Genomic DNA, 12592 nt, shown 5'->3' on the forward strand with positions numbered 1-12592 from the left:
TAGAAGGACAATCTTTTTTCGATTGTCCTTCATTTTTTAAGATGAGATTGGTTATTAAGAAATATAAATGTAAGTGGGAAATCTTCGTGAAGAAAACACTAGGAATATTGTTTAGTATCATTGTATTAGTGGGAATTTTCGCAGGGTGTTCAAAAAGCAACAGCGGAAATGGGGATAAGGTAACGATAAATGCTCAAAAGCAGGATTTGTAACTTGGCGGCTCTTACCTTTATGGCACAGTCGCTGAAAGATGCCCTAGCTAATCCGAAATCAACCCAATATTTAGAAGAAGATGTACAAGTTGTTAGGTAATCACCAAAAAGTCCTATAGATAACAAGAATGTCCAAGAAAAACATCTTTGAAAGCGTTTAATTAATGATACAATAAATTTCGAATATTCAGAAAATAGTCGCGACTTTAAGGAATGAGAGAAACGTGGAGAAAAAATAGTGTATTTTTTTATCCCTGATTTTTTTGACTTTCTTTACAGCGTGTACTATCAATCCGATTCATAAAATCAATGGACAACTTGAACCGATAGCCGTAACGAAAGAAACGATTGATGAGATAGTAATTTCTAAAGGATTCCATAAGAAAGAGGAGGTAAAAAAAAACGTAAAAAAAGGCTATTAAAGGGGGTGACAAACCTTTTCCATATTTGCATCTTATGTCAATCGAGTAACTGCAAAGTAATTAAGTAAAAGAATGAGGGAGGAAGAAAGATTGCATTTAAGCAGATCATTCAAAAAGATACTTAATATTTCGATGGCTCTTTTGATCTCTACCTGCGGTTTAGTTACAACAGGCTCATCTACCAAAGCCAAAACAAACAATTCCAGTAGCACGACTGCTAGTTCACCTATTTCCAGTGATGAATATTCATTAAAACAAGCGATAAAATATGACAATGTCTATCAATTGCATGAAAATTGGCAAATCCAGTCCTCTGCCATTGCAAAGGAAAATGGCGCTTCCATCTCAAAACAAGGCTATAAAACAGACGGTTGGTTTCAGACGACTGTTCCTAATACTGTAATGGGTGCGCTAATTGAAGCAGGTGATATTGAAGATCCGTTTATTCACGATCGTATATCCCGTACGGATGAATCCAGATATAATGCTCCATGGTGGTATCGTACCGAGTTTACCTTACCATCAACCGAGCAGGGAAAGAAAATAATTGTTAACTTCCAAGGAATTGGTTATCAAGCCGACATTTGGATTAACGGAACGAAAATTGCAGATAAATCGGAGATTATCGGTTCATTTAGAACCTTCGAATTGGATATATCCAACTATGTAACGGCTGATGGGAAAACAAAAAATACAATCGCAGTAGAAGTAACGAAATCCAACTTTGGTAAAGACTTTTCAGTATATTGGGTGGATTGGGTTCCAAGGCCGACTGATAACAACATGGGCTTATGGCGTGACGTATTCATCACGACTTCAAGTGTTGTAACGACCCGTAACCCATTTGTTACCTCTAAAGTTGAACCGAACCTTTCAACCGCAAGTTTAAATGCCTATATAGACTTGACGAATTATTCCAATAGTCCTGTTTCAGGAACAGTGGAAGCAACAATTAAAGACCCTAAAGGTGCCGTTGTAACCACTCTATCCCAGCCTGTAACCTTAAGCGCGGGTGCAAAGGACCAGGAAATTGCTTTTACAGCAGAAAAATTTAATGGACTAAAAATCAAAGACCCTAAACTATGGTGGCCAATCGGTATGGGCGACCCATCATTGCACACGGTAGAATTCAAGTTTACCGCAGACAATAATAAGGTTAGCGACAACATCTCACAAAGATTTGGTATCCGTGAAATTACCACTGAGATGAATGTCTCTCCATCGACAAGGACCAGCCCACCGCTTAAGGACATGGTGCAGTTCTATGTTAACCACAAGCCTGTTCTTATAAAAGCTGGAGGATATTCTCCAACTGACTTGTACTTACGCCGGGATATGGATACAAATATTGCCGTTGTCCAATATCTAAAAGATATGGGTTTAAACGCAATCAGGGATGAAGGTATTTTCTTTGATGACCGCTTGATCGACCTTTTGGATGAAAACGGTCTCATGTACATGGGTGGATGGACTTGCTGCAGCAAGTGGCAGGAACCTGCTCAATATACTGATCATGATCTAGAAGTTGTTAGTGAATCGTTAACTTCTCAGCTCCGTGAATTAAGAGTGCATCCTAGTATGATAGCGTGGATGAATGGAAGTGATAACCCCGCATCTTACTCAAATTCTGCCCGTGGGAGAGAAGTAGAGCAAGCGTTTCTCGATATCGAAAATGAATTACACTGGGACGATTATGGAGCTATTATCTCCAGCGGATCTGCTAAGATTGCGACATTAACCGGAACGACTAGCGGTATGCACATGGACGCTTCCTATGACTATGCACCTCCTGCTATGTGGTTCGAGGATATGGATCAAGGCGGTGCCTTCGGATTTACTTCGGAAGCTGGTCCAGGTCCAAGTATACCAGTTATTGAGACGATGAAGAAGATTCTGCCTGAAAGTGCATTATGGCCTTATAATATCGGTGGCGATAATTTCCAACAATGGAATTTCCACAATGCTAGGGGCAATTTCAGGGAGCTTTCGAAATTTAACTTAGCGATGGATAACCACTACGGCGAATCTCATAATTTAGAAGAATATAACATCAAGGCTCAGGTTCAGCAATATGATTCACAGCGTGCCGTGTTTGAAGCGCTAAATGCCAACAAATATACGAAGGCAACAGGTTGGGTCCAGTGGATGCTTAACAATGCATGGCCAGGCATGTTCTGGAACCTGTTTGACTTTTATCTGAACCCGAACGGATCCTATTTCGGAGCGAAGAAAGGTAATGAACCGCTTCATATCATGTTTGATTATAAGTCCAAGGAAGTTAAAATTCTTAACAGTACGAATAAGGATTACTCCGGTTTGAAAGCGAAGGTTCAAGTTTACAATATTGATAGCAAAAAAGTGTATGACAAAGAGTTTAAAAATCTTGATGTGACCCCAGATGGTGCAAGCGCAACTGTTGGGGGCAAGCCTAAAAAGGTTGGTTACCAAACAATCAATTTTGATGGCAAAATTGACAAGGCCAACGGAATAACAGTGGTTGACAAAATAACAGAAGCCGATCTTCAAGTATCGCCTACTTATTTTGTAAGGCTAGAATTGAGAGACGCCAAAGATAATCTTGTAAGTATCAACTCCTATGCACAAACGACGAAAAAAGATTTGGTCAGATACCAGAATCATAGTTGGAACTATACTCCACAGGATCAATTTGCAGACCTTACCCAATTGCAGCTGCTGGAACAGGTTGAATTGCAAATCGAAGGAAAACCAAAAACGGTGAACAACGGTCAGGAGCAAACCATTACTTATACGGTTAAAAACAAGGGAAATTCAATTGCTTATGCCGTATTCGCCAAAATCAAGAAAGGCGCTAATGGTGATCTGGTTGCCCCGGTAAAAATGGAAGATAACTACTTTATGTTGCTGCCTGGTGAGAAGAGGACCCTCTCGGCAACATACAAATTATCTGATTTGGGTAATGCAGCTCCTGTAGTTGAGGTAAACAGCTTTAACAACCTAACATCGAAGAATAAGCCGATGCCGACTACTACAAATCTAGCTTTAGGAAAAACAGCAATAGCATCATCAACACAAGGTACTACAAATACTCCAGACAAAGCATTAGACACCACGATGTATACAAAATGGCAGAGCTCAACAAATGCCACCACAGGCGCTGACCCGCAATGGTTTATGGTTGATTTTGGTGAACCGGCGAAATTTGATCGAACAATCATCAGATGGGATTATGCGAACTATGCACGGAACATGGTCATTGAAGGTTCTGATGATGGCGTAAATTGGGAGCCAATCTATAATGGAACAAATCTCAATGGTTCCTCTGTAAGTGATCTACAGTTTGACTCTGTAACTAAGCGATATATTAGGCTAACGATGTCTGGAAAACGCCCAGCAGGTCCGCAGATCGGTCCGGGAGGCACAGGTAATGGCGTAATTGGATTAGGCGCAACACCGGAGTCTACCAGTTTTAATATTGCTTCGTTCGAAGTATACTCCCAGCCGGTAAGTCTCAATACGATCCAGGAGAAACTGGAGAAATATATTTCTAAAAATGAAGTTCGTTCACCACTGACTAATCAACTAAGCAATAGTCTGCAACAGGCCATCCACCATGGGGAGAAGGGGGATCGTGATCAGGCGATAAAGAGTCTCAACGATTTTCTAAAGCATATGAATAACGAAGCCCATAAGGATAAAATATCTGAGCAGGCAAAAGCAAAATTGACAGCGGATATAGAACAATTAATTCTAGAGTGGAAATAAAAGCTCTTTAGAACACTAGAATAATAATCTGCTAAATATATAAAGTTCCGTAAAATAATAAAGATACGACCACCTACCATATAAGGACAATCTTTTTCGATTGTCCTTCATTTTTTAAAGATACGATTGAAAAATGAATGGGAATATAAGTTTAAGGGGGAAATTCTCGTGAAGAAAACACTAGGAATATTGTTTAGTATCTTCCTTTTAGTTGGAATTTTCACAGGGTGTTCAACGAGTAGCAGCGGAAAAGGAGATAAGGTAACGATAAATGCTTTATTTATGAAGCAGGCTGGTTATTCTGAGGATGATGTGAAAGCGATTACAAAGGAGTTTGAAGAAAAAAATCCAACTATCAAAATTAAGCCATCTTTTGTTCAATATGAAGCATTAGAACAAAAAATTCAAACCTCTGCTCCAACAGGCGGTTTTGATGTGGTTATTATTGATGCTCCATGGACAGCAAAATTTGCAAAAGCAGGATTCGTAAAAGAGGTTTCTGACAAATTAAATGAGAAAGATCGTGCAGATATTTTTCCTGGAGCCATTGATTCTGTTTCTTATCAGGACAAATTATATGGAATGCCATGGTTAAACGATACAAAATACTTATTTTACAACACAGATATGTTAAAACAAGCTGGTTTTGATAATCCCCCAACGACTTGGGATGAGTTGTTAGCACAAGCCCAAGTGATTAAAGAAAAAGGAATCGCTGATACTCCAATCGTTGGCTCATGGGCACAAGCAGAGGCGCTCATTTGTGACTTTACTGCGATAACTTCTTCTTTTGGCGGATCTTTAGTTGATGAAAAAGGCAAACCGAGCGTGAATTCAAAAGAAAATATAGATGCTCTTACCTTTATGACACAGTCTTTGAAAGATGGCCTAACCAATTCGAAATCAACTCAATATTTAGAGGAAGATGTTCGCGGGGTATTCTCTAGCGGTAAAGCGGCATTCGCTCTAAACTGGACATACATGTATAACATGGCGAATGATCCTAAAGAATCAAGTGTAGTAGGTAAAGTAGGTATTGCTCCTGTTCCAGGAACACAGGGTCATAATGGCATGAGTGTAAACGGCGGCATGGGCCTATCAGTGACCAAAGGAAGCAAACATCCTGATGAAGCATGGAAATATATCGAATACTTATCATCCAAGGATGTGCAAAAGCGTTTTGCACAAAATGCTCTACCAATTTGGAAATCATTGTATGAAGATGAAGGTGTGGTTAAAACTGGGCCGGAAGTTGTAGAAGCATCGAAAATTCAATATGACAAATTGGAGAACCGCCCTCGTGTACCTTGGTATGGTGAATTATCAACAGAACTTCAAGTGAATGTTCAGAAAGCACTGCTAGGTGAAATTACACCTGAAAAAGCGTTAGATTCTGTGCAGAAAAAAGCAGAAGAAATCGCATCGAAATAAAAATATAGAGGGGTTTTTTTTGACCCCTTTTGTTTTGTAAGGGGAACCAATAATGAAAAAACAACTTTCTGAACAGAGATTTGCTTGGCTAGTAATTGCACCTGCCTGTGTGATTGTTTTTGGGATTGTTATATTCCCTCTCGTTACAACATTCATTTACAGTTTGAAAAATATGGATTTAACATCAAGCCAATATGGACAATGGATTTGGCTTCGGAATTACATGGACCTGCTTAGAGATAAAGAATTTTGGTTAACTACTGGAAGGACGGCGTATTTTACGGGAGTTTCGCTTACTATTGAACTTATTTTAGGTATTTTTATTGCTCTTTTGTTAAATGAGAATATTAAAGGGAAAGCATTCCTTCGAACAATCATTATAATTCCTTGGGCAATACCTACCATTGTTAACGGGGCAATGTGGAAATGGATATACCATCCTGAATATGGAGCGCTTAATGCATTATTAACCCAATTAGGACTAATTGACCATTATCAGTCATGGTTAGGTAGTCCATGGCTCGCGATGAATATGATCATTATTGCTGATGCATGGAAAATGACTCCCTTAGTGGTGATCTTCTTTTTAGCAAGTTTGCAACTACGTAATCTTTCGATTTATGAAGCAGCACGCGTTGATGGAGCAAATATCTTTCAGCGATTTTACCATTTAACCCTACCTTTTCTAAAACCAACTATACTGGTGATTATTGTTATGAGAACGATGGAAGCGTTCAAAGTGTTTGATATCATTTACGCTACCACCCGTGGAGGTCCTGCAAATGGGACACTTACCTTAACCTATGATGCCTATTTAAAATCGTTCACCAATCTACAATACTCACAGGGTGCAACAATCTCGTATTTGATTGCTTTTATGGTTCTTATCTTAACCCTTCTATATGTAAAACTACTAAAAAGTGAGGCGGCAAATTGATGAAAAAAAACAAAGTATTAACCTTTTTTCAATATCTATTTGCCATTGTCATTACACTTTGTACATTGGGTCCATTTTCTTGGTTAGCTATTTCAAGCGTCTCTTACCAAAAGGACTTAACCAAAGTCCCTCTTGATTGGATACCAAATGATGTAACCTTTCAACGCTATCTCGATATTTTTACCAATCCAAATAATGATATGGCTTATGCGTTTAAGGTTTCCATGTTGAATAGTTTAATTGTCTCAATTTGTGTTGCCTCCATCGCTTTAATTGTCGGTTCATTAGCTGCTTATGCATTCGCGCGGCTAAAATTTTATTTTCGTAAAAAATTGATTTATTTATTTTTATTCACCTACATGATTCCACCTGTTGTCGTGGTTATTCCTCTTTATTTGTTGTTGAGCAATATGGGAATGTTAGATACAAAAAGTACATTAGTACTACTTGATTTAACATTTGTGATTCCATTTGTTATTTGGATTATGCAGAGTTATTTTTCATCTTTTTCTAAGAGTTTTGAAGAAGCTGCTTCTATTGATGGCTGTAACAGATTTCAAACTTTGTGGCATATTGTGTTGCCTTTAGTAAAACCAGGAATCATTGCGACAGGAATTCTCGCATTTCTTCTATCATGGGACGAGTTCTTCTTTTCGTTATTATTCACCTCGTCACTGGATGCAAAAACAATATCGGTTGCTATATCAGAATTTAGTGGGAAAAATTCTGTTGACTACGGTATGGTAGCAACTGGTGGAGTGTTAGCCTCATTGCCGCCAATTATCATAGTTTTCTTGTTCCAAAAACAATTGGTCCAAGGGATGACTGGAGGAGGAGTGAAAGAATGATTCTTAAAGTATTGATAGTTTGTGATGAGTTTTCGAACCATACAGCGAATTTTAGTTGAGGGCTGCCTTTGCAGTTCCTTTTTTTGGATAGGGAGATTTATATGAGTAACATTCCTATAGGAATTTGGATCGGTTTGGAATTTTTGATTTTTATCCACGTGAAGTTGAAGAAGTCCTATAAAAAGCTGAAATATTTCTAAACGGTTTATAGTATCTTTTTTCGAAAATTGATGATTCTATCCGGTGTATTTCCTACCATTATATTGTTTAATATAGTAAAATAAGAAATTGAAGTAAAAGACTGTATGAAATCTACATGTGTGGAGGATAAAAGGTGACGTATCAATTAAATAACAGATTTAAAATGTTTACATTGAATTCAAATCAAACGCTTGCAACCGAGATGGCCGAGCTTTTGGGCTGTGAGTTGGGCAAATGCTCTGTAACTAAATTTAGTGATGGAGAAATTCAAATTCATATAGAAGAAAGCGTTCGCGGCAGTGAGGTATTTATTGTTCAATCGACCTCTTACCCTGTTAATGAAAATATTATGGAGCTTCTCATTATGCTGGATTCCTTGAAAAGGGCATCGGCGAGAACGATTAATGTAGTCATTCCTTACTATGGGTATGGCCGCCAAGATCGTAAGGCTCGTTCTCGGGAACCGATTACGGCAAAACTAGTGGCTAACCTGTTAGAGGCTGCAGGAGCAACTAGAGTTCTTACAATGGATCTACATACTCCACAGCTTCAAGGATTTTTTGATATTCCAGTTGACCACTTAATTGGCGTTCCAATCCTTACACAGTATTTTAAAAATAAAGGATTAGACGATTTAGTTGTCGTTGCGCCGCATAATGGCAGCATCGGCAGAGCGAGAAAAATGGCTAACCTATTACATGCTCCACTTGCGCTTATCGATAAACGAAAACTTGAAGATAATGAATTCGAATCCCTCAATGTCATTGGTAATGTTGAAGGGAAAAATGCCATAATCATTGATGATTTAATTGATACAGCTGAAACCATTACATCCGCAGCTAAGGCACTAGCAGAAAACGGGGCAACATCTATTTATGCGGGCTGTACCCATCCTGTTTTCACCGGGCAAGCGATTGAAAAAATTCAACTGTCACCTATTAAAGAATTAGTAGTAATGAATACGATTGAGTTACCGGAAGAGAAATTAATTGGAAAAATAAAAATGATATCCGCTGCGCCATTGCTTGTAGAGGCAATTGATCGGATTCATAATGAAAAAGCCGTAAGTCCATTATTTGAATAGGTTTAGTGGAAAGCTGACTGTCTAAGATAGTTGGCTTTTTCATATTGTATGGAAATGGTTGCATTTTTCGAGAATAAATGAATAAAAAACCTGTAAGACCATTGATTTTAAGTATTAAAATGGTTTAATTGTCATTAGAATAATTAAAATAATTGCTGAAACATATAAGGTATTATTAAGCGGAACAGCCTGTTTAGCTACCAGAATATATTCCGCTGGCAGCTCTTCGCCATCATATTTTTCAAGGATCTCCATTTGAAGTTTAGCTTTCTTGGGAAGCATCCCAGCAGCAATTGGCTGCACCGCTATGTAAATGACGATGGAGACGATATACCAAATTTCCTTGAATAAGTCCGGATGCATGATGCCCATTATGATGCCTGTTACCAGCAAGGTGATGCTTCCAACTTTGGCTAATTTCTCCGTTCCTCGTGAAACTGACAGAGCAAACTTAGCCTGGGAAACATTTCTCACCCTTCCCATCAACACGGGCATGCCAAAAGTCGAGCCCAATCCGACTACTGCTGTGACAATGTGAATGAGCAAAACAAATGAGTAAAATGTCATGTTCTTCACTCCTTCTTTATTACTACGTTTTGATTTTACTGAATTTATCGAAAAATTAGAACATCTATTTTTAAAAGGAAAGGCGGACTGATTGTTTGTCCCATACAGCTGATGAGTCAAAAGCTTTAGAAAGTCAACCGGATTGGATACAAAATTACATTGATTCTCCCGAAAAACAAGGGCAGTTATATAAACGGACGTTGATGGTTGTAGTTATTTCACAAATTTTTGGTGGTGCCGGACTTGCTGCGGGAATTACGGTCGGGGCACTGATTGCTCAAGATATGCTAGGTACGGATCGATTTGCCGGCATTCCTACTGCATTGTTCACTTTAGGTTCTGCAGCAGCAGCCTACTTTGTAGGGCGGCTTTCTCAACGATATGGACGTCGGTTTGGACTTGCTGCAGGATTCCTGACTGGCGGTATTGGCGCCATCGGAGTTGTGATTGCGGCATTGACTAATAATCTTCTATTGCTCTTTGTCTCTCTATTAATCTATGGAGCTGGTTCAGCAACCAACCTCCAAGCTCGTTATGCTGGTACCGACATGGCCAATACGAAACAGCGGGCTACAGCCATTAGTATTGCCATGGCTTCAACCACGTTTGGAGCTGTTGCAGGTCCAAACCTGGTTGATGTCATGGGGGGATTTGCTGCGTCAATCGGTGTTCCAGCTTTAGCCGGCCCTTTCATATTGGCTGCCACAGCATTCATTCTAGCCGGTTTGGTACACTTATTTTTTCTTCGTCCTGATCCTCTTCTGGTAGCTAACGGCATTGCAGTAGTGAAAAGAAGGGAAAAGGAAGATTTTACAATTGAGAAGTCCAGCGACACTCAAAGATTAGAGGGGCGGGGTATCGTTGTTGGAACAGTACTCATGATTTTGACTCAAATGGTTATGGTTGGCATTATGACGATGACACCCGTCCACATGAGGCATCATGGACATGGTTTGAGTGAGGTAGGAATGGTCATCAGCATTCATGTGGCCTTCATGTATCAGCCATCCTTCGTGACTGGAATTCTCGTTGATAAAATTGGCAGGACGGCAATGGCTATTGCTGCTGGTGCCACGCTTCTTGCAGCCGGTGTTTTTGCCGCTCTTGCACCCGCTGATTCCATGCTGTTTCTCATCATCGCTCTTGCTTTGCTTGGGCTCGGCTGGAACTTCGGTTTGATTTGCGGCACAGCACTCATCGTAGACGCAACCCTTCCCTCAACTCGCGCCAAAACGCAGGGCTCTGTAGATGTTTTGATTGCATTAGCAGGAGCGACAGGGGGAGCACTTTCGGGGATGGTTGTTGCCCAATCAAGTTATGCAACACTCTCACTTGCAGGAGGAATCTTTTCACTATTGCTGATTCCGGTTGTTTTATGGTCCCGACATAAATGAAGGGAAAGGCACGGTGTCCCTCCATAAATTATTATTGATTAACTCTTTATTGGTAGATTTGCAGTGGGAAAAAACCCTTTCCCTGTGTCCACATCGAAATATAAAAGATTGAAAGGAAGTTGTTTATGCGGCTAAACACAGAACTATGCGAAATACTGGGTATTTCCTATCCGATTATTCAAGCTGGAATGGCTGGAGGCCCAACAACCGTGGATTTGGTTGTCAATGTTTCTAATGCTGGCGGTTTAGGAACCTTAGGTGCGGCCTATATGAAACCAGATGAGATAAGAAAGGCGATCAGACAAATAAAAGAGAGGACTACAAAGCCATTTGCCGTGAATTTATTTTGTACCAATTGGCAAGATCAATATGAAGGAGTAGAAGAGTCTCAGCAGGTACTGAATCCGATTCGAGAAAAGTTAGGTTTAAAGTATTTGGATCAGCAGGTGATAACAAACAACTTTTTTGATAAACAATTTGAAATCCTTTTGGAAGAAAAAGTACCAGTACTGTCTACCGCTTTCGGTGTTCTTCCCCCGGATAAAATGGCAGCAGCCAAGAAACAGGGAATAACAGTTACAACGATGATAACGACTGTTCGAGAAGCTCAACTGGCAGAAAATGAGGGCGCAGATATCATCATCGCCCAGGGGAGTGACGCCGGCGGTCATCGAGGAACATTTGAAATCGAAAAAGATACTCTTGGAGCTGCAATCGGAACCTTTTCCCTTGTCCCCCAGGTAGTGGATGCTGTTTCGGTACCAGTGGTGGCTGCAGGCGGAATCATGGATAGCCGCGGCATTGTTGCAGCATTAGCATTAGGGGCACAAGCTGTTCAAATGGGAACGGCATTCTTAACTACTATAGAGTCTGGTGCTCATCCAGTATATAAACAAGCACTAATCAATAGTACAGAAGAAAGCACGGTTATTACCAAAGTCTTTTCTGGCCGTCCGGCTAGAGGAATTAAAAATGCTTTTATAAAAGCCTACCAAGATGCAAAAATACCTCCTGCCGACTTCCCAACCCAAAACACGTTGACCAGTGACATTCGCAGGGCAGCAGCTTTTCACAATAATCCCGACTATATGTCGCTATGGGCTGGGCAGGCTACAAGACTATTACTAAACGAAATAACTGCTGAAAACTTAATAAGAAAGCTAGTAACAGGTGCAGACCGAATACTTTCTAGTAAATAAATTACCTAAGGGTTCATTCCCCCGACGGGATAAAGCCATACAGCGCAGGGGGAATGACCTCAATTTTGGAATACACAATTGCATTTGTTTTACATAAAATAAAGCAAAAATGAGTTCTGGGGTTGGTAAGAATGGATAATCCAAAGCATATGAACCAAAACGAAAAAGATTTAAATGTTAATAAAAGCAAAAAAATTTTACAACTAGAAAAAGAGGTTTCATTCGGGCTTTGGGTCCAAGTTTTGGGGCAGATTATTGAACTTAAAGGTTTATCAGAACTTTTTCATTTAGAGGAAGATGCAAATGCAATAGGCGAAAAACAAATATTAACAGGTGTTTGGATTAGGACAATTGGACAAATACTTGAGGCTGTATCTGTATCAAGACAATTAAGAGAAACAGATTTAGTAAAACTTATCCAAGAACAAAAACTCGCTATCACAGGAGATTTGCTAGTATCAATTGGCTCAGCTTATGAAGTAATTGGAGGAATTCATGTACTTGAAGAGGAATCAGCAAAAATAATTCCCTTAGTTCCATAAAACACAGTGGA

General features: G+C 39.7%; 10 protein-coding genes. 9 read left to right on the forward strand and 1 reads right to left on the reverse strand.

What is annotated here, in order from left to right; all coding sequences use genetic code 11:
* Nucleotides 1-86: 86 nt before the first annotated feature.
* From ACFVSW_RS00875 to ACFVSW_RS00900, 6 genes are all read left to right on the forward strand, one after another.
* Nucleotides 87-212 (forward strand): hypothetical protein, encoded by a 126-nt coding sequence (locus ACFVSW_RS00875; RefSeq protein WP_387311163.1) that lies wholly within the window; start codon nucleotides 87-89, stop codon nucleotides 210-212.
* A 512-nt stretch (nucleotides 213-724) separates the two neighbouring features.
* The gene (locus ACFVSW_RS00880; protein ID WP_387311165.1) at nucleotides 725-4378 is read left to right on the forward strand and encodes an FIMAH domain-containing protein; all 3654 of its coding nucleotides are present in this window, start codon (nucleotides 725-727) and stop codon (nucleotides 4376-4378) included.
* A gap of 168 nt (nucleotides 4379-4546) precedes the next feature.
* The gene (locus ACFVSW_RS00885) at nucleotides 4547-5809 is read left to right on the forward strand and encodes an ABC transporter substrate-binding protein (RefSeq protein WP_387311167.1); all 1263 of its coding nucleotides are present in this window, start codon (nucleotides 4547-4549) and stop codon (nucleotides 5807-5809) included.
* A gap of 52 nt (nucleotides 5810-5861) precedes the next feature.
* The gene (locus ACFVSW_RS00890; RefSeq protein ID WP_387311169.1) at nucleotides 5862-6746 is read left to right on the forward strand and encodes a carbohydrate ABC transporter permease; all 885 of its coding nucleotides are present in this window, start codon (nucleotides 5862-5864) and stop codon (nucleotides 6744-6746) included.
* Nucleotides 6746-7594 carry a carbohydrate ABC transporter permease gene (locus ACFVSW_RS00895; RefSeq protein WP_387311171.1) on the forward strand — a complete coding sequence of 283 codons (849 nt, stop codon included), beginning with the start codon at nucleotides 6746-6748 and terminating at the stop codon, nucleotides 7592-7594. Before ACFVSW_RS00890 ends, ACFVSW_RS00895 begins: the two co-directional genes overlap by 1 nt.
* 334 nt (nucleotides 7595-7928) lie before the next feature.
* The gene (locus tag ACFVSW_RS00900; protein ID WP_387311173.1) at nucleotides 7929-8879 is read left to right on the forward strand and encodes a ribose-phosphate diphosphokinase; all 951 of its coding nucleotides are present in this window, start codon (nucleotides 7929-7931) and stop codon (nucleotides 8877-8879) included.
* Between the two features lie 114 nt (nucleotides 8880-8993).
* On the opposite strand, the gene ACFVSW_RS00905 is transcribed toward ACFVSW_RS00900, so the two are convergent.
* Complete coding sequence (locus tag ACFVSW_RS00905) at nucleotides 8994-9446, reverse strand: DUF2269 family protein (RefSeq protein WP_387311175.1); 453 nt, start codon at nucleotides 9444-9446, stop codon at nucleotides 8994-8996.
* Between the two features lie 95 nt (nucleotides 9447-9541).
* Between ACFVSW_RS00905 and ACFVSW_RS00910 the strand changes: the two genes are divergently transcribed.
* The 3 genes from ACFVSW_RS00910 to ACFVSW_RS00920 all read left to right on the forward strand — a co-directional run bounded on the left by ACFVSW_RS00910 (nucleotide 9542) and on the right by ACFVSW_RS00920 (nucleotide 12581).
* Nucleotides 9542-10840 (forward strand): MFS transporter, encoded by a 1299-nt coding sequence (locus tag ACFVSW_RS00910; protein WP_387311176.1) that lies wholly within the window; start codon nucleotides 9542-9544, stop codon nucleotides 10838-10840.
* A 125-nt stretch (nucleotides 10841-10965) separates the two neighbouring features.
* Complete coding sequence (locus ACFVSW_RS00915) at nucleotides 10966-12039, forward strand: NAD(P)H-dependent flavin oxidoreductase (RefSeq protein ID WP_387311178.1); 1074 nt, start codon at nucleotides 10966-10968, stop codon at nucleotides 12037-12039.
* A 131-nt stretch (nucleotides 12040-12170) separates the two neighbouring features.
* The gene (locus tag ACFVSW_RS00920; protein WP_387311180.1) at nucleotides 12171-12581 is read left to right on the forward strand and encodes a hypothetical protein; all 411 of its coding nucleotides are present in this window, start codon (nucleotides 12171-12173) and stop codon (nucleotides 12579-12581) included.
* Nucleotides 12582-12592: the final 11 nt, after the last annotated feature.

Origin of the sequence: Neobacillus sp. NPDC058068 (assembly GCF_042885335.1) — a bacterium.
Lineage (GTDB): Bacteria > Bacillota > Bacilli > Bacillales > Cytobacillaceae > Neobacillus.